Annotated in this window: 23 protein-coding genes and 1 tRNA gene; 6 read left to right on the top strand and 18 right to left on the bottom strand. The window is 35.7% G+C overall.

The features are described 5' to 3' along the window. Nucleotides 1-147: 147 nt before the first annotated feature. Both treR and treC read left to right on the top strand, forming a co-directional pair. Nucleotides 148-879, top strand: a complete 732-nt coding sequence (gene treR, locus DKL56_RS00200; RefSeq protein WP_162542487.1) for a trehalose operon repressor — start codon at nucleotides 148-150, stop codon at nucleotides 877-879. Next, nucleotides 876-2,528, top strand: coding sequence for an alpha,alpha-phosphotrehalase (gene treC, locus DKL56_RS00195; protein ID WP_109714964.1), 1,653 nt, complete (start codon nucleotides 876-878; stop codon nucleotides 2,526-2,528). Before treR ends, treC begins: the two co-directional genes overlap by 4 nt. Before the next feature lie 450 nt (nucleotides 2,529-2,978). Here treC and DKL56_RS00190 read toward each other — a convergent pair whose 3' ends face one another. From DKL56_RS00190 to DKL56_RS00180, 3 genes are all read right to left on the bottom strand, one after another. Next, the gene (locus DKL56_RS00190) at nucleotides 2,979-3,293 is read right to left on the bottom strand and encodes a MazG-like family protein (protein ID WP_109714963.1); all 315 of its coding nucleotides are present in this window, start codon (nucleotides 3,291-3,293) and stop codon (nucleotides 2,979-2,981) included. A 21-nt stretch (nucleotides 3,294-3,314) separates the two neighbouring features. Then, nucleotides 3,315-3,599 (bottom strand): DUF2087 domain-containing protein, encoded by a 285-nt coding sequence (locus tag DKL56_RS00185; RefSeq protein ID WP_162542486.1) that lies wholly within the window; start codon nucleotides 3,597-3,599, stop codon nucleotides 3,315-3,317. A gap of 133 nt (nucleotides 3,600-3,732) precedes the next feature. Beyond that, nucleotides 3,733-4,347, bottom strand: a complete 615-nt coding sequence (locus DKL56_RS00180) for a Type 1 glutamine amidotransferase-like domain-containing protein (protein WP_109714961.1) — start codon at nucleotides 4,345-4,347, stop codon at nucleotides 3,733-3,735. A gap of 237 nt (nucleotides 4,348-4,584) precedes the next feature. Between DKL56_RS00180 and DKL56_RS00175 the strand changes: the two genes are divergently transcribed. After that, nucleotides 4,585-6,765, top strand: a complete 2,181-nt coding sequence (locus DKL56_RS00175; RefSeq protein ID WP_162542485.1) for a BspA family leucine-rich repeat surface protein — start codon at nucleotides 4,585-4,587, stop codon at nucleotides 6,763-6,765. A 185-nt stretch (nucleotides 6,766-6,950) separates the two neighbouring features. Here DKL56_RS00175 and DKL56_RS00170 read toward each other — a convergent pair whose 3' ends face one another. From DKL56_RS00170 to DKL56_RS00160, 3 genes are all read right to left on the bottom strand, one after another. Further along, entirely contained in the window at nucleotides 6,951-7,922 is a 972-nt protein-coding gene (locus DKL56_RS00170) for an amidohydrolase family protein (RefSeq protein ID WP_109714959.1), read from the bottom strand. 189 nt (nucleotides 7,923-8,111) lie between these two features. Further along, on the bottom strand, nucleotides 8,112-10,058 hold the full coding sequence (locus tag DKL56_RS00165; protein WP_109714958.1) for a M13-type metalloendopeptidase: 1,947 nt from the start codon (nucleotides 10,056-10,058) through the stop codon (nucleotides 8,112-8,114). 182 nt (nucleotides 10,059-10,240) lie between these two features. Further along, nucleotides 10,241-11,098: a helix-turn-helix domain-containing protein gene (locus tag DKL56_RS00160; protein ID WP_109714957.1), complete on the bottom strand. Its 858-nt coding sequence runs from the start codon at nucleotides 11,096-11,098 to the stop codon at nucleotides 10,241-10,243. A gap of 125 nt (nucleotides 11,099-11,223) precedes the next feature. On the opposite strand from DKL56_RS00160, the gene DKL56_RS00155 reads away from it, so the two are divergent. After that, entirely contained in the window at nucleotides 11,224-12,480 is a 1,257-nt protein-coding gene (locus tag DKL56_RS00155; protein WP_109714956.1) for an MFS transporter, read from the top strand. 44 nt (nucleotides 12,481-12,524) lie between these two features. Here the strand turns inward: DKL56_RS00155 and DKL56_RS00150 are convergent, their stop codons facing one another. The 7 genes from DKL56_RS00150 to DKL56_RS00120 form a co-directional block, all read right to left on the bottom strand. Further along, entirely contained in the window at nucleotides 12,525-12,770 is a 246-nt protein-coding gene (locus tag DKL56_RS00150; protein WP_162542484.1) for a hypothetical protein, read from the bottom strand. A gap of 224 nt (nucleotides 12,771-12,994) precedes the next feature. Continuing rightward, nucleotides 12,995-14,461, bottom strand: coding sequence for a DUF4874 domain-containing protein (locus DKL56_RS00145; protein ID WP_162542483.1), 1,467 nt, complete (start codon nucleotides 14,459-14,461; stop codon nucleotides 12,995-12,997). A 14-nt stretch (nucleotides 14,462-14,475) separates the two neighbouring features. Beyond that, nucleotides 14,476-15,903, bottom strand: a complete 1,428-nt coding sequence (locus DKL56_RS00140) for a DUF4874 domain-containing protein (RefSeq protein WP_109714953.1) — start codon at nucleotides 15,901-15,903, stop codon at nucleotides 14,476-14,478. A 14-nt stretch (nucleotides 15,904-15,917) separates the two neighbouring features. Next, nucleotides 15,918-16,928 carry a LacI family DNA-binding transcriptional regulator gene (locus DKL56_RS00135; protein ID WP_074426136.1) on the bottom strand — a complete coding sequence of 337 codons (1,011 nt, stop codon included), beginning with the start codon at nucleotides 16,926-16,928 and terminating at the stop codon, nucleotides 15,918-15,920. 272 nt (nucleotides 16,929-17,200) lie between these two features. After that, nucleotides 17,201-18,034: a PTS system mannose/fructose/sorbose family transporter subunit IID gene (locus tag DKL56_RS00130; protein ID WP_074426137.1), complete on the bottom strand. Its 834-nt coding sequence runs from the start codon at nucleotides 18,032-18,034 to the stop codon at nucleotides 17,201-17,203. Further along, nucleotides 18,024-18,854 carry a PTS mannose/fructose/sorbose/N-acetylgalactosamine transporter subunit IIC gene (locus DKL56_RS00125; RefSeq protein ID WP_109714952.1) on the bottom strand — a complete coding sequence of 277 codons (831 nt, stop codon included), beginning with the start codon at nucleotides 18,852-18,854 and terminating at the stop codon, nucleotides 18,024-18,026. Before DKL56_RS00125 ends, DKL56_RS00130 begins: the two co-directional genes overlap by 11 nt. A 2-nt stretch (nucleotides 18,855-18,856) precedes the next feature. Further along, nucleotides 18,857-19,348: a PTS sugar transporter subunit IIB gene (locus DKL56_RS00120; RefSeq protein ID WP_074426139.1), complete on the bottom strand. Its 492-nt coding sequence runs from the start codon at nucleotides 19,346-19,348 to the stop codon at nucleotides 18,857-18,859. Between the two features lie 165 nt (nucleotides 19,349-19,513). On the opposite strand from DKL56_RS00120, the gene DKL56_RS00115 reads away from it, so the two are divergent. After that, on the top strand, nucleotides 19,514-19,909 hold the full coding sequence (locus DKL56_RS00115; protein ID WP_109714951.1) for a hypothetical protein: 396 nt from the start codon (nucleotides 19,514-19,516) through the stop codon (nucleotides 19,907-19,909). Between the two features lie 85 nt (nucleotides 19,910-19,994). On the opposite strand, the gene DKL56_RS00110 is transcribed toward DKL56_RS00115, so the two are convergent. The 5 genes from DKL56_RS00110 to DKL56_RS00090 all read right to left on the bottom strand — a co-directional run bounded on the left by DKL56_RS00110 (nucleotide 19,995) and on the right by DKL56_RS00090 (nucleotide 24,098). Beyond that, nucleotides 19,995-20,951 carry an NAD(P)-dependent oxidoreductase gene (locus DKL56_RS00110; protein ID WP_109714950.1) on the bottom strand — a complete coding sequence of 319 codons (957 nt, stop codon included), beginning with the start codon at nucleotides 20,949-20,951 and terminating at the stop codon, nucleotides 19,995-19,997. A 243-nt stretch (nucleotides 20,952-21,194) separates the two neighbouring features. Further along, nucleotides 21,195-21,911: a MurR/RpiR family transcriptional regulator gene (locus tag DKL56_RS00105; protein WP_074426142.1), complete on the bottom strand. Its 717-nt coding sequence runs from the start codon at nucleotides 21,909-21,911 to the stop codon at nucleotides 21,195-21,197. 18 nt (nucleotides 21,912-21,929) lie between these two features. Then, nucleotides 21,930-23,228: a PTS cellobiose transporter subunit IIC gene (gene celB / locus DKL56_RS00100; protein ID WP_109714949.1), complete on the bottom strand. Its 1,299-nt coding sequence runs from the start codon at nucleotides 23,226-23,228 to the stop codon at nucleotides 21,930-21,932. 363 nt (nucleotides 23,229-23,591) lie between these two features. Beyond that, nucleotides 23,592-23,664 (bottom strand) — tRNA-Thr (locus DKL56_RS00095). A gap of 233 nt (nucleotides 23,665-23,897) precedes the next feature. Then, nucleotides 23,898-24,098, bottom strand: a complete 201-nt coding sequence (locus tag DKL56_RS00090) for an immunity protein (RefSeq protein ID WP_109714948.1) — start codon at nucleotides 24,096-24,098, stop codon at nucleotides 23,898-23,900. A gap of 241 nt (nucleotides 24,099-24,339) precedes the next feature. Here DKL56_RS00090 and DKL56_RS00085 point away from each other — a divergent pair, with 241 nt between their 5' ends. Next, the gene (locus DKL56_RS00085) at nucleotides 24,340-25,041 is read left to right on the top strand and encodes an MgtC/SapB family protein (RefSeq protein ID WP_046305725.1); all 702 of its coding nucleotides are present in this window, start codon (nucleotides 24,340-24,342) and stop codon (nucleotides 25,039-25,041) included. Nucleotides 25,042-25,146 lie beyond the last annotated feature (105 nt).

Raw genomic sequence — 25,146 nt, 5'->3', positions numbered from 1 at the left:
TTATATTACTTGTATAGACAAGTGTCAAATTTTTGTTTATTATTTGTTTAATTATTAGTCTTACTTTGAACTAATAATTTGTCTAGATAGGTTAAAATAGTAAAGAAGGTGCTATGATTAAGTATAAAAAAACGAGGATTACTGATAATGACAGCCAAATATTTGCAAATTGCTGCGGACTTAACTAATAAAATTAAACATGGTCAATACAAGGCTGGCGAACTCTTACCAAGTGAACCAGTTCTCTCAGAATTATATGGAGTTTCACGTGAAACTACTAGAAAGGCACTTGCCGAGTTAATGTCTGCGGGCCTAATTCAAAAGCTTAGAGGCAAGGGATCGGTTGTACTTGACCGTGCAAGATTTGCATTCCCAGTTTCAAACATTGAAACTTTTGACGAGCTCAATAAGCAAGAACAAATGCACGCAACTACAGAAATTTTGCAATTTAGCAACACTAAAATGCCATCATCTATTACCGATCAGCTAGATATAACTGAGCCTGCATCAACTTTTGTTGAGCGATTGCGTTCGATCAATCATGAACCAGTTGTTATTGATCAAGACTATATTTTAAAAAAATATGTTCCGCACCTTACAATTGAGCAAGCACAAAAATCTCTCTACTCCTATTTCGAGCGCGACTTAGGACTAGAAATTGATTACGCAACTAAGACAATTACAGTTGAACCAGCTGATAAAAAAGTAATCCAAAGTTTGCAGCTAGAAGACACCAATCTGGTTGTAGTTGTACGCAGTTTAACCTATCTAAAAGACACATCATTTTTTCAATACACAGTTTCTCTGCATCGTCCCGATAAATTTAAGTTTGTCGACTTTGCACGTAGAAAGGCACAACACGGGAGAATTATTTTATGAGTTTTGAGGACAAAGTTATCTATCAGATTTATCCAAAATCTTTTTATGATAGTAACGGCGACGGTTTAGGGGATTTAAGAGGTATCATCCAAAAGATTCCATACCTGAAAAGACTAAATATTGACATGATATGGTTTAGTCCTTTTTTTGTTTCCCCCCAAAACGATAATGGCTATGATATTGCCGACTATTATGCAATTGATCCTAGATTTGGAACAATGGACGACTTCGATGAATTGGTTAAAAAGCTAGCAGAGAACCATATCGATGTGATGCTTGATATGGTTCTAAATCACTGTTCAACAGAGCATCCTTGGTTTCAAAAAGCATTAGCTGGCGACGAATACTATCAAAAGTTTTTCTATCTTCGTGATCCAAAGCCTGATGGTAGTTTACCTAATAACTGGACTTCCAAGTTCGGTGGTCCAGCTTGGGCACCATTTGGAGACACAGGCAAATACTACCTTCACTTATATGATCAAACACAAGCAGATCTAGACTGGCATAACCCTGAAGTAAGAAAGGAACTATTTAAAATGGTTAACTTCTGGCGTGATAAGGGTGTCAAAGGTTTTCGCTTTGATGTAATTAACGTTATTGGTAAGGACGAAGACCTAAAAGACGCACCAGAAAATGTTGCAAGCAAGTTAATGTATACTGACAAGCCAATTGTTCACCAGTACCTGAAAGAATTAAATCAAAGTACCTTTGGACAAATGCCTGATTCAATTACGGTTGGCGAAATGTCTTCAACTTCCATTCCTAATTCTGTAGCTTATACAAATAAGGATAACCACGAACTATCAATGGTCTTTACCTTCCATCACTTGAAGGTAGATTATGAGAATGGGCAAAAGTGGACTAAGGTTCCTTTTGATTTTGCTGCTCTCAAGAAATTACTCAATGACTGGCAATTAGGAATGAGTCAAGGCGGCGGGTGGAATGCCCTCTTTTGGAATAATCATGATCAACCTTGGGCTTTGAGCCGCTTCGGTGATCCAATTCACTACCGTGAAAAATCTGCAGAAATGCTAGCAACCGTGATGCACTTATTACGCGGAACGCCATACATTTATCAAGGCGAAGAAATTGGAATGATTGATCCTAATTATGAGCAAATATCCGATTATGTTGATGTTGAAACACATAATGCGTATCACGAGCTGAAAAAGCATGGCGTAAGTGAACAAGATGCGCTGGCAATTATTCAAGCCAAGTCACGCGATAACAGTAGAACACCAATGCACTGGGATAGCGGTCCTAATGCCGGGTTTACTACTGGTACACCTTGGCTGAAGCCTAAAGACCAGGAGCGAATAAATGTCGCAGCAGAACTAGACCACGGAGAAATTTTTTCCTATTATCAAAAATTGATTTACTTGCGTAAGCAGCTTCCAATTATTGCTAAAGGCAGCTATCAACCAGTTGATTTGGATCATCCGCAAGTTTTCGTTTATCGCCGCGATTATAATGGCCAAACATTATTAGTTATTAACAACTTTTACGGTCACCCTGTTACCTATCAATTGCCTGAAGCTTTCCAAGGACAAAAGGCAGAAACACTGATTACTAATTATGAGCAAAATATTACCGAAGTACCTAATGCGCTCAATTTACAACCATATGAAGCAATTGCATTACTAATTTAGCTGTAGAACTTAAAAAGTGCCCATGGTCTTGTTACAATAGCGTTAGAGGCAACGTCCTATCTTATAAGGATAGGAGGCGGTTCTAATGGATCTAGCTAGATTATTTATACAATTTTTCCTTGATTTAACTAGAGAACTAATAGTTTTCTTAGCTAAAAAACGCTAGCTAAACGGAAAGAGGAAAAAAGAAGTAGGTTGCCTTCCTTCTTTAATAATTAGCACGCAAAAAAGCTCTATTATCGGGATAGAGCTTTTTGTGTGATTCCAATGGAATCGCTAAATTATTTATACACACTTATTCTAGCATGGATTTGTACAAAAATTTCGAAATCAAAGCCAAAGTAGTGAAGCAATCACCCAGAAATTGCTCTGCCAAGGTTGCTATCATGGTCTTCATTTCACTTCTCAATTAATCCAAAAGCAGTCATGCCTTGGATTACTTATATATAATCATTTAGTCACATTTTCATCTTCTAGCGACTTAACACCATTTTTATAAACGCGATTTTCATTGATCTTCATTTTAGCAACTATATCTGCCCCCAAGTCACTACCTAGCATCTCAGAAATGCCTAATAAGAAGATTGCCACATCTGCCAGTTCTTCATCAATATTATCTTTATCATGCTTCAAATAAGCTTGAAAAAGTTCATTAACTTCACCATATAAACACAATAATTCAAATTTGATATCAGTCGTATTAAAACCATGATTTTCTTTATTCTCAACAACTTTTTTCTGCAGTTCTTTTGTATCAATAATCATCTTGGCACCTTTTCTTTTAACCTAATTTTTACTGCTTGATGCATCGGTATTTAGCCAATACATTCTGCCATCATCGGTTCGAGTTAAAAGATGATTTTCGACTAAATCTCGTCTCCTGGTGACATAATCAGAAATATACTTCATCAAAATTAGGTTTACTTCTTGTTCAGAATACTTTTTGGTAGGTTCAAATTTTGTCGCTAAATACTGCAGAATTAGGAAGCGATTTTTAGCTTTGGCAGGCCACGTCTTAACAACTCCATTGTCGTCAAGATAACGTGCTATTATTTCTTTATTTTCCATCATTTGATTTCCCATTATTCAATTTAAACGGCAATTTTTATTAGTTTATTATCTCATACATCAGATATACATGAAAATAAAATTAAAAAAGACTCTATTTCTAAATAGAGTCTTTTCTTTGCTATTTTATTAAGTTCTAAACTATTTTATAGTCTTTATCACTAGGTATAATTGCTTGATTATTATTAATCGGAACTAAATTCAATTTATCATTATACACTGCAAGTATTTCATCATCTGCTTCCGCAAATGGTTCCTCTTTATAGTGCGGTAAAGTATAGAACTTAGTCTGATTCAAGGCGCTATAGTCGGTCAAGTCTTCTGCCAGAGTTGCATCGTCCATAATACCGCAGTATTCGATGTCCGGTGCCATAATGATTGCACCAGCAGACTCTCCTATATATGGAGTTCCAGAATCAATTTTTTCATTAATCAGTGGCAGCAATTCCTTTTTCTTTAGTTCTTGTAACAGATAAAATGTATTACCACCTGTTACAAAAAACATCTCGGCGTCTTTTACTTTATTAGTGGCTATATCTACTGATTCATTTGTAACATCGAATTTATCAACTACATAGCCTAACTCTTCCAGAAGCTGTTTTTCTTCGTCAACATATTCTGTATATTCTTCTACATCACTAGCAGTTGGAATAAAAAGGATTGTCTTAGTCTTGATTTTATTATGTTGAACAAATGTCTTAAATTGTTCGGCCACGTTTGCAAAGTAAGAGGCTAAAAATATTTTTTTCATGCTTTCTCCTAGTCAATATGCTAACTATCCCTATATCTAATCGCTTTTAATTATAAAGTTTATTAAATAGATCCTCAAGATTAATCCGTTCAGTCGAATACTAAATAGCTGTCCTCATTTTTTCACTGATGCTTAGGTTTTATACAAGTGCGTTTCATTAGTAATTACTATATTAACCGTGCTAGACTCAAGTTGTATAAACAGTACGTTATTTTTTACTATATGAGGTTAAGAATAATGAATAAAAATAAGGAGAAATTATTATTAGTTGGTGTTTTGACCACCATTGGTCTATTAAGCGCTAGCCCACAGATTGCAAAAGCTGATCAGCTTGCAGCTTCTCACTTAGCGGCCAGCAATGTAACTAAGTCAACAAAAGCTGCTGAATCTGTAGCTAATCAACAACCAAGTACATCTGATGACAGCAGTTCATCGATGCCGTCAGTTCCACCTGCTAGCAATTCATCAACTACTGATAACAATGAACCTGCTAGTAATGCAAATCAGTCTGACATGCCTCCTGCAATTACACATGATGAAAATGAACAGCAAAGGATTGCTACAAAAGCCAATTTAATATCATCTGACATTAATGGTGCCCATCTTACATATGATCCTGATCAAGGAGTTGCTACTATTTCTGGTAATGTAACAGCTGCTAGTAATGATGTGCCTAGATCAATTAGTCAATTCTTTCTCACTAATAAACCTAAAAAGATCGTTATCGACGGACCTTTAACTATCAAAGGATCTGCCGCTGGTCTTTTCAGTGATTTAAACGACTTAGAAGAGTTTGAAGGTTTATCTAACTTTGACACAAGCCAAGTTACGAATATGGCTTCTATGTTCTCTAATGATAAAAATTTAAGAAGTCTAGATTTGAGTAGCTTTAATACTAGTAATGTAATTGATATGAACAAGCTTTTTAAGTCTTGTTCTGCCTTAACAAATCTCGATGTTAGCTCGTTTAATACAGCAAAGGTTAAAGACATGAGCACCATGTTCAATCTTTGCACAAGCTTAACCAACTTAAATCTGAATAATTTTGATACTAAAAATGTTGAAAACATGAATTCTATGTTTTATGCCTGTCGAAACTTGTCGTCTCTGAGCATTAGTAACTTCAATACAGCAAAGGTAACGGACATGACTGCTATGTTTGGCATGTGCTTTAAATTATCAAATTTAAATGTTGCTAGCTTTGATACCAGCAACGTTAAGCAAGCTGTGGGCATGTTTTTATATTGTATGAGCTTGAACCAATTAGATGTTAGCCACTTCAACACTAGTAATATTACTAGCACAAACGGAATGTTTGCCTTTTGCACCAATTTAACAAAGATAGATGTTAGTCACTTTAACACGGACCAGGTAACTGACATGATGGAAATGTTTTCAGGAGATAGCAGCTTAACCAGCCTTGATATCAGTAATTTCAATATGGACTCTGTTACCAGTAGCGATAATATGCTAAATGGACTGACAGGCTTAAATTACTTAAAACTAGGTGCTAAAAATTCTCTATCAAATACTGGCTTAGATACGCCCGGAATCTGGGTTAACGTCGGTGATGGTACAACAGAGCATCCTCAAGCACTTAAAGATAAGCGTTGGACATCTCCACAACTTTTAACTAACTATAATCCGGCTAAAGACGCCGATGCCTATGTTAGATACAATGCGGCTGTTATTACACATTATCAAGACCAAGAGGGCAACCAATTAGCACCTAATGATGTACAAACTGGTGGATTAAACACTCCATACACCACAAAGCCGAAAGATATTACTGGCTACACTTTAGCAGAAACTCCTGCTAATGCCAGCGGTAGCTTTGCAGATAACACTATAACTGATGTTGTTTATCTCTACAAAAAAGCTCCTACCAAGCCACCAGTAAATCCTGTTGTCCCAAGTAAAGCTGCTAATGTAATTGTTCACTATCAAGATGAAGATGGTAATTCTCTTACTTCCGACATTGTTTTAAGTGGTAACGTTGGTGATGGGTATACTACTGATGCAAAAGAATTTACTGGGTATCACCTAAAAAGTCGGCCTACTAATGCCACCGGCTTCTTTAGTACACAGGCTCAAGATGTCACCTATATTTACGCAAAAGATAGTAATACTCCTGCCGAAAATATGCCTGTCAACGACAACCATCATGGTAAAAACCCTACTAAACCGCAAACAACTAATCATCTACGGCCTCAATCACCTCAAAGCCCTTCAAAACAGCATTTAACTAATAATCATGTTGCCATACCAAAGTCACCTACTGGTCATCAAGCTAGCAACAAATTACCACAAACGGGTAAAAACCAAACGCAAAATCTACTGACTATTCTTGCTGGTCTTCTGTCCGCAACATTTGCAGCTGTATCTGGTTGGTTCATTCACAGACATAAAGAAAACTAATTAAACACTCTATGAAAAATCTGGGAAATGTAATTTCTCAGATTTTTTGTGTTCAATATCAAGAAAAGCGACTGCCACCTTCTATGTATGCCTTAGATTATTACCTGGGGAATAGTAACAGTCCATATCAAATAGAATCAGAATGGGAATGTAAAATAATATTGTGATGCTTCTCTTTGTTATCTCTATATATCTTGAAAAACTGGATCTTCACTATCACGCATTGCTTGCACATTTTGCTGTTTAAAATAGATACGATTGGCATTGTTATACATAACATCTTCAAGTTCCGATTCCGTAAAGATGTCCGTTTCTTCTAACCAAGTAGCTAAATTGTGGTACAAATTAAATGTTGATGACCATGGTGAATCAGTGCCCCAAAAAATACGCTTAGCACCAAGAACCTTTTTAGCTAATGCAACGTCCTTTTGGCACCGTGGAAATGGGAAAGTCGTTTCTTTTTCAATATCTTGAATTGCTGAAATTTCGGTGGCGATGTTTTCATATGGCTCCCACTGTTCCAAAGCATTTTCCAAACGATTCAAGTGGTCTGCATTAGGGAATGATAAATGGCAAACAACAAAGTCTAATTTAGGATAGCGACGAGCCAAGTTAACAATTGCTTCAGGTTCGTAGCTGAATTGAGTGTAATCACCGTAGTCAACTGTGATGACGAAGCCTGGATAGTCAGCAAAGAAATGGAAAAGCTTACCTAGTTCTGATGAAGTATCTAAACGGAATGGATGATGATATCCGTGTAAACCTCCACCTTGGCTAATTTCTAATTTAATTGCTCTAAAGCCTAAGTCTTCTACGTGACGTCTAACAATTTCCATCGCGTCATCAGCAAATGGGTCAACAGAAAAAGCTGCAATAAATTTATCAGGATATTTCTTTGCTGCTTGATAAGAGTAATAGTTCTGGAAGCCATATAGACTGCCCTGAAGCAAAACTGCTTTTTCAACTTCATTATCTTCCATAACCTTTAGAGCTGATTCTGCAGTGAAATCATGGTCGCCCCAGCCTTCAGGTATTAGATTAAGAAACATTCCGTTGTCCCAAATCGCTTTACCATTGCCTAAAGGTGTCATTCGGCCCTTAGCAGATAATCCTGCAAGTGAACGTACTAAATGTAAATGCCCGTCTATTTTTTTCATTCTATTTCCTCCTTGTAATTAGTATTCATATAAAAAGGAATTATACTTCATCTATATTTAGCAATCAAAAATACCTAGCAATGTTCAATTCACGCTAGGTATTTTAATATCCTATTTAAGATGTTCTGGAGTATGAAGCTACTAAAAGCAATTGGTTTATAGAGCTTGTAGCTACTCCCTCAAGTGTAATTACCAGACTTGTACCCGCTTATCCGGATCAAGCCACATACCGTCACCTTCTTTAACATTGAAAGCTTGATAAAACTCATCTTGACATTGGGCCTGCACATTTGCTCGAGCCTGGGAAAGAGCATGAACATCAGAAGCGGCGATTAATTTCCAAAATTCAGGCTTAGCGTTTGTTGCCCAAATTCGCGCATAGTTTTCAAACAAGGTTTTAGCGTCTCCACCTTCTTGCTCATTAGCCGCAACGGCCACTGTTAGACCACCCTGATCACCAATATTTTCTGAAACTGTTAATTTACCATTGATTTTGCTTGTACCAACTTCAACGCCATCAAACAGCTTAATTTCAGCTTTGATTCTTTTATTAAATTCAGCCTGGTCTTCGTCAGTCCACCAGTTTTTCATATTACCCAACTCATCAAACTGCGAGCCGTTGTTGTCAAACGCATGCGAAATTTCATGTCCTACAACTGTACCAAAACCACCATAATTAGCTGCACGATCCTGATGTAGGTCATAAAAAGGCTTTTGGAGTAAAAGTGCTGGGAAAGTAATGTCATTACTTTGCGGATTATAGCAAGCATTTGGTTCTACCGCCGACATCATCCAAAGTGATTGATCAACCGGTCTGTTGATATCCGCAAAGTTATCCTTAAGTTTAATTTGACTATTTGCTTTAACATTACTATATAAACTGCCGCCTTCTGTAGCTGGCGTTACTTTGAACTCGTCATAAAATCTTTGAACATGCTCTGGATAACCGATTTTTAAGACTAAAGTGTCTAGCTTCTTTAGCGCCTTTTTCTTAGTTGTATCTGACAGCCAAGAATTCTTTTTTAAATGATCTTGGTAAACCGCAATCATATTTTTAACGACTTTAGTAGCATCGGCTTTGGCTTCAGCACCTAAGTATTTTTCGCCATAGTATTGGCCAATGACATCTCCAAATAATCTGACCGTCTCATCATAAGCAAAGCGCTCATCTGCATCTAAAGAATCTACTCCGTACATTGCTTTTCTTAGTGGTAATTGGGCCTTTCTAAATTCACGTGACAAATATCCAGCTGCTTGATTAATAAAATACCCGATTAGCCAGCCTTTTAATTCAGCAAAATGTTCTTCATTAAACAATTCATCAAATTTATCTAAATAGCCTGGTTCAGTAACATTAACTTTCTTAGCGGCTTCAAGTCCGGTTTCTTTCAGCACAGCAGCTAAATGAATATTTTTACTATGATTTTCAAATTCTGTCACACTCATTGGATGATATATATTTTCAATCTCAGAATTATATTCTGCTGATTGATAAACCTGCGCCAAACGCTGGTCCAGCGTAACTGCTCCTGCGGCGTATTGCTCAGCTTTATCCTGCTGAACGCCACTCATTACCAGCAAATTAACGGTTTGCTTTTGCCAAACATCAAGCAAGTTAGCGGTTTTTTCATTACCGTAATAACTGGTATCGGACAAAATCAAATTTTGCCGGTAAAAAGTGACAATATTTAGTTGTGCATCCTTAAAATCTGGTTCCACTTCGAATTTAAATGGCAAGTTGTCGGCTAGCAACAAATTCGCCAAGTTCTTATTGATATCTGCTAAATTGTCGAGTCCGGTTAAAAAGGTCAAGTCTTCCTTAATTGGAGCAGCGCCGTCATCAGCTCTTTTTTCTTCATCTTCAGCTACCCGGTAAAATTCAACTGCTTTGTTAAAGTTCTTAACTCCGGGAACTGGGCTTTTACCAACAACAAAAGCAGCAAAATCCTTCAATAGATATTTACGCGTTTGTTTATCTGCTATATCAAAACTACTAATCCACGGCTGACCTGCAGGAAAAGGGTTCTCTTGTAACCATTTTGAATTTACAGCCAAGTAAAGGTTATCTTGCTCACGGATATTTACATCAGGTTTAGTAGAATCACCAAAACCACCACGAATATTAAATTTAATCATTTGTTTTCCTCCTCTAATTTAATCTTTTTCTTATACAGATAATACCTTCAAGGAGTGAGACAAGTTAAAAAATGTCATATATGAAACAATATTTTTTCGTATGGTGTTTTTTTAAACTTTATAACGATTTACCGAAGACACTAAAAAGCGTATTTGAATTCTAAATATCAAATACACCTTTTTTAATTCCTTCCATATTTATCAAAAAAACCTTTCACATCTTTACTATACTCCGGCATGCCCAACGAACTAATGTGATCAATTGCCCTTCGAGCCTTATTTAAATACTCATCCTTTCTTTCATAGTGATAATTCACTATATTTTTAAGTATAAAAATGCAGTTTTTATAAAAAAACAAGTTCGGCTTAGTACTAATTTGATCAGCTGCTTGAATAAAAAATTCTGTTTCTTTATATCTATTTTCCTCAATACACATAAATAAAATGTTAATCACTATTGCTAATATTGTTTCTTGAACATTCGAATTCCCCGAATAGCGAAATTGTGTAATTACTCGCCGACTTATTAACAAATTGTTATCAAGATCATAAAGTGTCATAAAGTTACAATATAGAGCCAATTTACTTTCGTCAAAATCAGAAATATTAAAAATCTTTTCTTTCAACTCAATTTTATCTTTTTCATCAAGATTTTCTACGTTATGATTACCAACTAAGGCTATAACTGCATTTATAAATAACAACTGATCTTCTTTATCAGCTATTTCGCTATTTGCAATAACATTTTTAATATCCTTAAGCTGATCCTTATCATTATGATAAAACGCTTCATTCATTGCCTCGCCAATATCTCTGTTTTCGTCATATCTTACTTTATCTTCTTGACTAAGCTTGCCAAAAAATTCCCACAATTTAATGTTATTAGCACGCAATAATTCAATCAAATCCTCAGCTGTAATTCTATGCTGATCTTTTTCAACTTTTGAATAATATGATGTACTAATCGTATTACCAGCCCATTCTTTTTGTGTTTTCGAGCTCTCAATTCGATATTGCTTTAGCAATTGTCCTATTGTCATTAGTGCTCCTCCTTAATTTCATTCAAATTTGGCGTTTAACATTCAAATGTGACATTTTTGATAATCCTTATTATATCCAAGTTATAACTTAATATATATAAAATTTTATTTAGGAGTTATAAATTATGGACATTTTTATAAAGAATAAGGATTATAGAAAATTTACAATTGCCAGTTTTTTATCTGGTGCAGGCAATATTTTGTTTTACTTAGCACTTATTACTTATGCAAGTAAATTAAGAAATTACGCCTTGGCTATTTCATTGATTTCAATTTCAGAATCAGTACCTCAAATTTTTCAAGTTCTTAGTGGATATTTAGCTGACCGTACAAAAAACAAATTCAAGTTAATGGTTTGGTTAGCCGTTATACGCTTTGGACTCTATCTAATCGTCGGCTTACTTTTCGCTAGTGGTTTTGCTGGCTGGAACCTAGTTTTAGCTGTTATTGGCATTAACTTAGTGTCAGATATTGCCGGTTCATACTCTGGTGGCCTTCAAATGCCTCTAATTGTTAACATTGTTGGAAATGATGAAGTTGCTGAAGCTGAAGGATTTGTTAGTGGAATCAACGGTATTATCAATATGATTGCACAATTCATTGGCTCTGGTTTATTACTTTTCATGTCTTATTCAAGCCTAGCAATCTTCAATGCCTTAACATTTCTAGCAGCAGGTGTCCTTTTTGCCAGCGTCGGTCGCAATTATTACAAGACTCGTCCTCAAGAAGAAACTGCTTCAGTTAATGAAGAGGGATTCTTTAAAACAATTGCTTTATCATTCAAACAAGTAAAAAAAGCAAAGGGATTATTGTCGGTCGTTCTAGTAATTGCCTTACTAAATGGAGTCTTAGGAACAATTGAGCCTTTAATTTCAATCGTAATCGCTGGTAATAAGTCTTCTATGGTCATTGGAACTTACAGTTTCACGATTGCCCTAATAGGAGGTGTAATGACTGCTGGTATGGCACTTGGTAGTATTGTAGGCACAAAATTATTCAAGAAAATGTCATTATTCACTATCGCAATTATTTCAACAGTTCTAAGTATCGCAGTTATTGGTACAATGCTTATTAAAAATATTTTTATTTGCCTACCTATCATGGCAAGCCTTGCAGTATTTATTGGTACAGCTAGCCCTAAATTAACACAGTGGCTTGTTGAAGCCGTTGATCAAAATATTTTGTCATCAACTATGGGAATGCTTAACACTATTTTAGTTGTGACTGTACCAGTTGTGACAACTATTTTTACTACAATTACTGCTTCGCTCGGTATTACTATCGCATTAACACTATTATGTGTAACTTGTTTAATTGTTTTGGTAACAATAGTAAAGGTAGTTTATTCTACTAATAAAAAAGAAGCTGCTAATGCGGCATAACTAGAAATAACTTCATTTTACAATTTACCCATTATTATTTATTCTTAAAAAACAAAAATAGCCACAAAATTGAGAATATAAACTAAATAAATTTGTGGGTCACCTAAAACTTCCCGATTTTGCAAACTGAAAATACAGCCTTCCTGGGAGTTTAAATTGTCATAAGTTTCTTTCTTGTTTGCGTAATATACTGCTGTCAAAATAACTAATATTAATCTCAATAAAATCATAGTATGATCGCCACTAGCGGTAGTTATCCCCCCTAAATTTTGAGCTTCAACAACTAGCACAAAGGGATCATGAATAGAACCAAGTGCCCATTAACAAAATGCTTTTCTTTGCTTTGCGTGTAATAGTAAAATTTGCTTTAAAACAAGCTCGACACAATGCATCAATGCTAATTGGGATCAAAAAAATAAGTAAATTTTGTCTTTAATTTTTATCGTAAATAAAAAACCGATAAATTATCGTTTTGAGAAACGTAATTTATTGGTTTTTGTCTTTTTATAACTATTTATTTAAGTGTCAGCAAATAATTATATCCCTTAGCAAAAGCTATATTGTTTGCCAAGCGGTTTCCTGTATTACTATAGCCAGTAAACTTGAAAGCTAAATATTTTGCTTTTTTGACCAGCGCTTTGTCTACTTGCCATTCAATTGGCAAAACTTGAAGCGATTGCAAATGTGCAACATCTGTTATTTCTTTAGTAGCCACTGCCTTTTTAGATGCATTCAGTAATACCAATTCTGCTTTATTAATTAAAACAGGAGCAGCCAGGCCATAATTAGTTAAATTAACTTGATAGTCAATACTCTTCTCATCTGCTTGATAGCTAATATCTTTAACTGCTAATCGGTAACCCAGATAATCCCTAATATATTCATACCAAGAACGGCTTATTTCATTATCATTAGTGTCTTTAAACCATGATTTTTGATACGGTAATTTATATTGCTCTAAAAGAGTTGGTGTTACTAATTGCCGTTTCCAAGAACTCAAAGAATAGTCCTTGCCATCTTCTTTGTAATTATGAGCTATACTCAATGAAGTAAAATGATCAACTGCAAGGCGGTGAGCAATCAGTGGTGCAGAAATTAACTGACCGTTATTGTCTGATGCATTGGCAGAACCCCAAATCATTTCACCGTCAACCGGTACAGTCTGAGATTGTTCTGCCATCGCCTTCCATTCAGCAGAATTAGGATCTGCACCTGCGGTATTCCACTCGTGAGGGCGACCAATCAAGTAATCATCATGAAATCCAACTCTTTGCCAGTCAGAACTCTGCGGATCAATATTCCGCGACTTGATGTTGTAATATCTGACTTGGATAAATAAGTCTTTAGGGGTATTAGCTAATAATGCCTGCAGAATTGCTTTTTCATTCATGCGACTGCGTGCTCCGCTGTCCCATTCCCCCCAAGCTCCAATAAATCCAGCTTGTAAATTAGCTATTTGATCGCGATGCTGAGCAATCCAAGGAGCTAGCTGCTTAATATGTGCAACCACTTGCTCAGTTGTAGGTTCCTGAGATTTGGGATGAGCATCATCCCAAATATATGCAAAACGTAATACAGCCTGTAAATGGTTTTGCTTTAACTTTTTGAAATATTGATTCATATTATTAAAGGCAGTTTTATCTAGTGGCTTATTTTTATAATCAGTCAGATAAAAATATACTTGTGCAAGTCGCGGATTATCATCAGCAAATGTAGCTGTCGCATTTTTCATTTGCGCTATTCCTGTTTTATCCGCATTGCCCCATAGTCCCATGCCGGTTTTAACATTTAAATTTAACTCTAACCGAAAGCCGCGATCGGTATTGTTTGCCATTTCTTGATTTTGCTGCTCGGTTAAGGGCTTTTCATCATATCCAGTAACGGCTACAGCCTTTACTGAAGATAAACTTTGCTGGCTTTGTAAAAGAAACAGTCCTAAAAATACAGCTATTAAAGTTGATTTTTTAAATACTTTTTTCATGATGATCCCCTCAGTCATAATTTAAACCAGTTGATGCCATCTGCCCACTGACACTCATTAGCCAGACGTGCCGTACTACCATTAGTGGCAAGTAATTTAACGCCGACTTTGTCAGGCTGTTCAGATTTAGTCAATGGAATAACTGTAGTTACTTCTCGGTTAGTTTGTAAAGCACTTTTTTCCACGAAAGCTTTACCAATAATATTCTGTTGTTGATCTGCAGCAAATAACTCTATTTTCTGCAAAGCCAGAGGAGCGGCAAAACCGGTATTCTTCAGTGTGAGATAAACGGCAGCATTTAAAGTGGAGTTATAACTTATTTGTTTAACTTCTAAACGGTAGCCTAAATAATCACGTAAATATTCAAAATAATTACGTTCAATTGTCTGATTCTTTTGGTTCAAAAACCATGATTTTTGATAAGGCCAGTTCTTTTTATCTAGTAAATCTGGCGTAACAGGGACATGTTTCCAATATTCAAATGAGCCCATTTGAGGAAATTTTAGACCCTCGGGTTTGCCAGTTCTTTTTAATTCATTTTCTAAAGTCACATTATAATATGAATTAGTTTTTATCTCATGGTAATTATGTGCAATACTTAAGGTAGTAAAATGATTTTCAACCATTCTTTGTGTGGTCAATTCAGGATCTACGTATTTTGTTTTTAAATACATAGGATTGGCAAATAGCCAGATACTTTCGCCATCAACAATTGTTTTTTTTGAATCTCTTATTAATTGTTGATACTCATTTGAATCATAATTTTTACCCGCTGTGTTCCACTCATGTCCAATGCCAATTAAAAAGTCATCATGAAAACCAATTCGTTGTTCATTCTCTTTTTCAGCAGCACCTATATTGCGATTTTTTATATTTAAGTAACGTACCTGTACAGTTAGATCCTGAGGAGAATTTAACAGCAAACTATGCAGAATTGCTGATTCATCAGTTGTTTCTCGAGCATGGGCAGACCATTCCCCCCAAGGTCCAATAATGCCTGCCTGCAAAGCATGAATTTGCTGGCGATGTTCCTGGAGCCAGCCAGATAATTGCTCCAAATGTTGCTGTATTCTCTGCAAACTAGGAGCCTGTCTATAAGGTCTTTTATCTTCAGAAATATAAGCAAAACGAAGTAATGCTTTTAAATTTAATTTAGCCAGCTCCTCAAAAAATGCACTCATGTGGTCAAAAGCTTGTGCATCTAAAGGGGCATGCTGGTAACCAGTTAAGTAAAAATAGACTTGTACTATTTGTGGCTGATCATCTGTATACAGTGATGCTTCTCTTTTTAACGCGGAAATAGCATCTTCCTTCGCATATTCATATATGCTTTTACCCGTTTTTACATCCAAATAAACTTCAAAGCGAAAACCACGATCAGGATTTGTGAGTAAAATCTTCGTTTGATCTCCACTTAACTGCTCAGGATAATAATTTTCCATTTTTTCCTCCCAAACTAATTACCAGTACTTTCTCGCAAAATTAGTTCAACTTCCAGTAGCGTAGTAGCAGCACGCGACTTATTCTCTAATATATCTTCTCTAATTAAATGGACAGCAGTTGTACCTAGGTCCTTTTCCGGAACTGAAACTGATGATAATCTTGGAATATAATATTTGGACATTTGAATATTATCGAATCCAATAATATGGTAATCTTCAGGAGCACGAAAGCCTTTTGTGTACAATTCTCTCATTATTCCGATTGCTATTTGGTCATTTCCAGCCAAAATTCCCTTAGGAAAAATAGGTAATTGGACAATTTGTTTGCCAGCTTGAACCCCATCTTCAATACTCCAACCAGAAGTACTGATTGAGCATTCATCCTGATCATGCAGCTTCATCCACTCTCGGTAACAATTTAAACGAACTTCACCTTTTGCCTGAGTTTTTTCTCCTTGCAAGTTAGTCATATAACGCGGACCGCCAACATATACGATATTAGTTTGAGCAAACTTTTCAAGCTGTGCTAAAGCTTCTTTTACCCCAGCAGTTAAATTAGCATTAACTAGTTTTACTGAGTTACTTTTATATCTTGCCTCAATAATTACAATATTAGAGTTCAATTTTTTTAATTCAGTAATGGCTGATTCGGATAAACTACCAATAACAATTACGCCGTCCCAATAATATAATCTGTCCCAAAATGAACTGTCCAAAGATTTATTCAAATAGTAGATCGAACTTAACGTCATTTTCTCTTTTTTAAGTTCTTCAATAATCCCCTGCTTTATTTGCTGATAATATGTATATTCTGCTACTTGGTCTAAATTCATAGTTGTCAGCACGCCAATGACGGGACTCTTTTTACTTTTATTTTTTGTATGATAATTCAACTTTTTAGTGGCTGCCAAAACTTTTATACGCGTTTGATCAGTTACACTTAGGGAAGTGTCATTATTTAAGATTCGTGAAACTGTACCAGCCGAAACACCTGCCAATTGAGCTACCTGTCTGATATTAGCCATTTTATTTTATCTTCTCATCTTTCATATTTGGTTATTATACAGGTGCTATTAAAATTTGTTTTAAAAATATAAACTTTAGAACCTGATAATCTAAACATAATCTGCTATTACAGCATTTTTTGCAATTATGCTATCAAATATTCTTTTGTAAATCAAAGAAAATACGGTTGTATCACTATTGTCAATCCATCCGCGTTTTCTCAATTTACCTGCTTATTTTTGCAACAGGCTTTTTTCAGCAGATAATCTGACTATATTTAAATTTCTATGTTTTATGCAACAATTTTTAAATTGAATAAAATAATAGCCAATACTAGAACAAACCAAGTTGCTCTAGTAGAGTTCATATGTTTACGATCTAGCAGCCAATAAATAAAGGCAACTAGTAAAACTGGCAACAATGATGGCATTATCTGATTAAAAATATCCTGCAACTTCATTGAAACTTTTCCAGCTCTAAAGATTAACGGGATTTTTAAAGTAATAACAGTTGGAATCAAAGCTCCTACAACCGTCACTCCTAGCAGGGTTGCTGAGTCAGTCAATGCGTTAAGCTTAGAACTCATTGAAGTAACTAGGTTGACCCCTTGTTTATAGGCAAATGGCATCCAAGTATAAGACCAAATGTAGATAATACCTAATGCAACCATCCATAAAATAGCACCAAACGGGTTACCTTTAAGAGCCATATATGATGCAATCGCACCAAAAATAGTGGATTGAACGGTACCTAATAAGGTGTCACCTACAGCAGCAAATGGTCCCATAAGGCCAGTTTTAACACCTCTTATACCATCAACTGAATCAATACCCTCTTTTTCTTCTAGGGCAATGTCGACACCTTGGATAATGGAGCCCATATGCGGACTGGTATTAAAGTACTCAGACTGCACACGCATCATTTTCTTCATATCTTCAGGCTTATCACCATATAACTTACGTAAAATTGGCATTTGTGAACCAACATAGCCTGGAGCCATCATAGTTTCGTAGTTCCAGCTTAGTGCAGAGGTAAAAATCCAGCGTAAATTAGCGCTACGAATATCTTTTTTAGTTAACTTATGACTCTGCGTTGTCGGAGTTTTTTCTGTAGTATTATTCTTCATCACCTGTAATTACTCCTTTATCATCAACACTCATTTCAGCAGCTTTTTCTGTATTTAACCCATTACCGCTACCAGACTGGTTTTTATCATGAATAATAGAATTATAATGATTAATGGCAAAGCCGACTCCGACAAGTGCAACACCAAGCATCGGTATGTTTAAATAAGCAGCGGCTACAAAGCCAAAAATCATATATGCACCAAATTTTTTAATAGGCAAATAATGCATTAAGATAGCAATACCAACTGCTGGTAACATGCTTCCGGCAGATTTTAATCCACCCATTAACCACTGTGGCATATAGTTCAGTACATTTTTGACAAATGCTTCGCCAAAAATCAACACTAACAGTACAGGAACTGATCTTGAAAGCCCCCACGGAATAGCGCCATAAAGACTATTTCGTACAACAGCTTTATCATCGTTACGATCGATTGCCTTATCTATTCTGTGTGCAAAGTAGGTATTAGTAAAACGAGCCAAAATATCAAGTTGCACCATCAATAGACCAACTGGAATAGCAACACCAATACCATAGTTAATGCCTTTTCCTGAAATATGCGCAATTGCAGTACCTATGATTGCTCCAGTGGCATAATCAGGAATCGAAGCACCACCAAAAGTACCGACACCTAATATCATTAACTGCAATGTTGCTCCTACGGCCAAACCTAATTTCACATCACCAACAATTAGTCCTGCAATTAATCCAGCATTAACTGGGTTACCAAAACCGATACCAACTGTGATAATTTCATTGATTTGGAAGAAAGCAAACAAAGACAGCAAAATTATTTGAACTACACTCAATGAATTCATTATTATTTCTCCATCCGTTTATTTAATTCAGACATAAAGTCTTCTCTAGGGTCGTTCGGTACCATCTGGTGATAAAGCTTTACTCCCCGAGCATCAAGTTCCTTAAAAGCCTTTATTTCTTCGTCATTAACTCCCACACTCTTGAATAGTTGCAGTCTGCCCTCACCACTTGGCAAATTACCAACATTAACTTCTTTAATCGGTACTCCTGCTTCGACCATTTCAACCAGAGCCTCTGGTTCACGAGTAATAATAAATATTTTTTGGTCCGCATAGCGTCCTTGAACAATATTGTTACTTGCACGATCTGGTGGCAAAATACTTAAAGCTGCTTGAGTGGGACGAGCTAATTTTAAAGCTGTTTTTTCCAAGTCATCTTTAGATACTTTGTCGCCAACGACCATTAAGCGCTCTGCACCTAATTGCCCAGTCCATACACGAGCCACCTGACCATGAATCAAACGGCTATCAACTCTCACATTAACCAATTGCACGATTTTTCACCCCTTTTTGTTAACGCTTACATTAATTTACAACAAAATTATAGTTTATATATTTTGTTTTGTAAACATATTTTTTTTTACTAAACAAGATTGACATTGAATTGTTTTATTAATAAGCTAATCTTAAATATCTATTATTAAAGAAAGTGTAACGGTATGATTACAGTTCAACGATCAAAAAGTAATATTTCAATGGGCAAGCCTACAACTGTAATAGTTAATGGTTTAAGAGTAGGAAGTATTGCAGCTGGCTATGCTTTAAAATTAAATTTAAAAAAAGGGGACACGCTACAACTGGCTCAAGACGGACTAAATCGCTCAGCAAAAATGATTATTAATAATACTGACGCTCATTATAAAGTTATTCCGAACCCAAAGTCTGCACTCTTAATAGCTTTCATGATTGCTGCTTTATTATTAATTCCGCCTATGATTAAAAGCTATGTACCTTTTTCACAAAATGCTTCAGCAGCTATTATCTTTTTAGTATTTTTACTTATTGAATTAATTTTTAATTTCCGGAGTGGTCTGGTTATTGAAGAAATTAAATAAAGATGCTACCCCAAAATTCAGTTAATGATTTTATAGACAGACAAAAACAGCCAAGTAATAACTTGGCCGTTTTTCATAATCTTGTTTATTCATTAACTCGATTCAAAGCTTTGTGGTCACACAAATAAGAAATAAGGTTTCTAGACGCTTCTTTAGCTGTCTCCGTTCTAGCCTCTAAAGTTCCAGTACCTGCATGAGGAGCTAGAACCACGTTGTCTAATTCACATAAAGTTTGTGGAACTTGTGGTTCAGTTTCATAAACATCTAGTCCGGCTCCAGCTATCTCTCCATTTTTTAGCGCTGATATCAAATCATCTTGGTTAATTAATTGTCCACGCGCAGCATTAATAATATAAGCAGTCTTTTTCATTTGCTTAAACACTTTCGAATTAAAGACGCCAGTTGTTGAAGGTAAAGCTGGCGCATGGAGTGTAATAACATCTGATGTTTTAACTAGCGTATCAAAGTCGACGTAGCTAACATGCTCCGCTTTTTCAACCTCAGACGCTAATTGATGTCTGTTATGATAAATGACTTTCATCCCAAATACTTGAGCATATTTAGCAACTTCAGAACCAATTCGCCCCATACCATAAATACCAAGTGTTTTTCCTTGAAGTCCTGTTCCCATATTTTCTGGTTTAGAAACATTGACCCATTTTCCTTGGCGAATATTTTTATCATAAAAATGCAGCCGCCTTACAGTTGCTAATAATAGGGCAAATGTCATCTCAGCAGTTGGAACCAGAACACTCTTAGGGCAATTCGCAACAACAATTCCCTTTTGCTTAGCATAATCAATATCAATGTGGTCATATCCTACACCACTAGCTGTAATGATTTTTAGGTTAGCTCCCGCATCTATTAGCTCTCGGTCACCTTTCATCCCAATGAGTATTAAGCCTTCGTATTCAGATAAATGTGCTAAAACCCATTTTCTAGTCTCATGTTCAGGCGCATGAACCACTTCAAAATTTTCTTTTAATTCTGTTAATCCTGCTTCTGGAATAATGCCAGTCACCAAAATTTTTGCTTTATTCATCTTTATTATCCCTTTTAATAGCTAAAAATTATTAATAACTATTATTATAGCAATTACAATGTTTTGTGAAGCAATAGATCTTGCTATAGCCGATTTTAGCCTTACCAAGCTTGGCTTATAACCTTCATATATTGTGATGACACCCCCTTAGCCAAAATATAATTAACAGTAGTTAAGAACTGGAAAAATGCAAAAGGACCAATTCCTGCAATAAAGCTGGAATTAGTCCTTCAATAAAATTTGTTACTTATCAACCCGCAGTGCACGCGACAATCGTTCAAGTAGATAAACAACTGGAACTTGTGATGTTAAGTTGATTGTTTCACCGATTATTTTGAATTCTAAGTGATACGCAAAGTTCAAATCCGATAAGCCTGCAATGGTATTATCTTCATTATTAGTGATGCTGACAATTGTCGCACCTTCTTGCTTAAAACTTTTTACTTGGTCAATTGTTGGTTGACCCTCACCGCTGACTGATAAAACTATTACAGTCTTGTTTTTAAAACGATCGCGGCTTAATTCAACCGGGTAGTATGGATCATCAATCGAAAATGCGTTACGCCCATTATTAACAAATTGACGCGCACCATAATCACACAAGTCACCAGATGAACCAATTCCAAAAAAGACGAAATCTGTCGTTTTTCTAGCAATTTCTTGAAAAGTAACAATTTTTTGATCGTAATCTGCTAAAAAAGCTTGCGAAAAGTAATATTGTGCCTGATAAGTGATATCATCAACCACTTTATTTCTGTTCAGCTCTTCTTTAATTTCGTTTTGCAAATCATAGTAATGCTGATAGCCCAGTGCTTCTAAAGTACGGACAACAGAAGCCGGTGAAACACCTAATATACTTGCTAACTCACGCAGAGTTATCTCTGTTATTTGTTTTTTATTCGCAACAACATAATTATATATTTTTAGCTGCGTTGCTGTTAGCTTCTGCCTTGTCTGCACTTCTACTCCTACCTAATACTATTGCTTTGCTGCTTCTTGCTCTTCTTTTAATTTAGCACGATCCATGCTTCTGAAGAAGCCATAGTAAATTAATGTATCCATAACAATATTAAACAATTGCATTATACCACCCGAGATGTGCCCAGTGGATAGAATACCAGATAAAATTGCTGGTGTTGTCCAAGGAGGATAGATTCCGATTGTTTTAGCAACCCAGCCTAGCTTCATTGCAGTGTATGTTGCAATAATGTTGGCAATTGGAGCCAAAATAAATGGAATAATAATCCGATAGTTTAATACAATAGGTGTTCCAAAGACAATTGGCTCATTGATATTAAAAATTGACGGACCAATAGCAAGTTTACCTAGTGCCTTCATTTCTTTGTCTTTAGCAAAGAAGGTCATCAAGATAACAAAGCCTAATGTAGCACCACAGCCTCCAATTCTAACAAAGTTATCAAAGAAAGTTTTGGTAACAATGTTTGGAATAGCCTGATGAGCTTTAAGTGCTGAAGCATTAGCAGCCAGCGCTGCATACATAATCGGGTCAATGATACCTGAAATTGCGTTGGCACCATGAATACCGAAGAACCAAAGCGTACATACCACTAGCTCAATAACAATTGCACCACCTAAACTATTGGTTACCTTGCTCATTGGGTCCTGTAGGAAGAAAGTAATTACGTTTGGAATGCTCTTCATCGGTGTTGCTTCAACACCAATCCTAATTAGCCAAACTACAAATAAAGAAATTGCACCCGGAACCAGTGCCGCAAATGAATTGCTTACAGCTGGTGGAACTGTATCTGGCATCTTAAAAACCAAATTCTTGTGCATTAACCAAACATACAAATCAGTTACAAACAAACCAACTAGTAGGGCTGTAAAAAGACCAGATGAGTCAAACTGTTTTAACGGAATTAATAGTCCGCCGTCTTTTCCAATTTGCATTGGAATCGTTAAGATAAATGCACTTATTGCAACGATCATTGCTGAAAATGCATCAATGTTTTGGTAACTTTTCGCCAAACTATAGGAAATCCCAGCTACGGCTATTAAACCCATAATATTAAACGAGGCATTTGTCACATATTGCACAACAGTTGACCAATTAGGGCCAAAAATATGGGCCATAAAGTCTAAATAGCCCTTTACTGGAAACTGACCAATAATCATAAAGATTGAACCAATGATGATCATTGGCACAGCTGCAGTCATCCCGTCTCTTAATGCGACCATGTGCCTAGCACTTGATATTCTATTAAAAAGTGGAATTAGCTTCTCGTTGAGAAAGTTATTCTCTTTTTTCTCCGACATTTTATTCACTCCTACTGCTTATTTATAATTGCACCAATTTGCAATCGCTTACAGATAAATATTAGCATTTTGTTTCAAAAAGTCAATATTTTTATGAAACATGTTTCATTTTTAACATTAAAAAATTGCCAGCTTACATCAAGGTACAAAACTTACAGACATAATAATGTTGTGCTTTGCAAAATGAAAAATTATTGGATTACTCATCTAAAAGTCTACCTAAGAGTTTTTGTACGGAACAGGGGCAAAAATGTGTTCCGTAGCGTGTGCATAATTCTGTTTTACGCAAAAAAATTAACCTTAATTTATCTGCCTAAAATTACTGATAAATCAAGGTTAATTACTTTAAATGATTCTTCTAAATGCTGACTAGAGGATTCGAACCTCCGACCTCATCATTACTAGTGACGTGCTCTGCCAACTGAGCTAAGTCAGCATTGTCAACTCGACAACGATATTTATTAAAACATATTAGCTTGGTTTGCGCAAGTATTTTTTACGATTTTCTATACCTTACCACATTATTTTTGCTCAGTAGTAACAGAATGTAAGATATCATGTCATGCAAATTTTGGCAAGAAAAAAGCGCAGAAAGCAAAAATCGCTTGTTGCAATAGTTGCTTCTGCACTAATTAATCTTATTGATGAGTTTGGCGCTCAATGATTCGCCTAATACACCTTCATGACTAGTGCTATGCCAATCCCTATAAAAGCTAAAGCTAAAACCACTCCGCTCCATAGAGCCAATGGTAGAAAGGTAGACGTGCTTTTATTTCCACGCTGCTTAGTATCCTTAAAAGCCTTATAAACAGCATATATTTCCCAAATCCCAAGCAGGATTCCTACAACACCTGTAAGTTGTTCCATCATCTTATTTTCTCCGTTATAATTATTAGTAACCGACAATCTCAATCCAACTATAGGATAAAATTCTTTATACTTTCAGTATTACTAAATGTTGCTAATAGTTATAGCACATAAAGAGTAAAGGTAAATATTTTTTCAATAAATATCTCAAACTTAATTTTCTATACTTTACCAAAAAATACCTCTCTTTTAACACTTTTTAAGTGTATAATATTAACTATTGTTTTTTCAAAGGAGTGAGATAATGGTAGATATATCACCGATTAGTGCTCAACTACCTTGGATATTACGCCTAGTAATAGCTTCCTTATGTGGTGCTTTAATCGGCTACGAACGTGCAATTCAGAGAAAAAGTGCAGGGGTCAGAACCCACATTGTAGTAGCTTTTTCTTCTGCGTTATTTATGATTCTTTCTAAATATGGGTTTGCTGACTTGATGAAAATTTCCGGGATGGAATATGATGCTTCTCGTATAGCTGCACAAATAGTTTCTGGTATTTCATTTATTGGTGCAGGAACTATTTTAGTTAAGAAAAGTCAGATTTCCGGTTTGACAACCGCTGCCGGTGTTTGGGCAACAGCTGCAATCGGCATGGCGATTGGTTCCGGGTTATACTTTTTGGGCATTATTGCTACTGCGATTCTCTTCATAGTTCAAATGATTTTCCATGATGATACTATAATTAATAAAATCATCATGCATATTCGCTTCAACATTCAAATCGAAGCGGTCAACAAACATGGCATTTTGAAGACAATCGAAAAAGAATTATCGGCCAATCATGTTGAAAATGTGTCAGTTAAAATTTTATACGTTAGCGACGAAAAAATAATTTTCTTCGTTGATGGCATTATCAATAATAATATTGATGAAAATAACATTATTATGGCATTACGCAAATATCCTGACATTAAACGAATTAGCTACACTAGCTTAGGCAAATAATGTCTGAAAAATAAGTAGTAGCGCTAACTAGCTGGCTGCTTATTTTTTTGTACTAAAAAACTAAATCAACTACAATAATACTTAATTACAAATTTCAAGTTCTAG

It is taken from the genome of Lactobacillus apis (assembly GCF_003150935.1).
Lineage (GTDB): Bacteria > Bacillota > Bacilli > Lactobacillales > Lactobacillaceae > Lactobacillus > Lactobacillus apis.
This window is presented reverse-complemented; position numbering and strand designations above follow the sequence as displayed.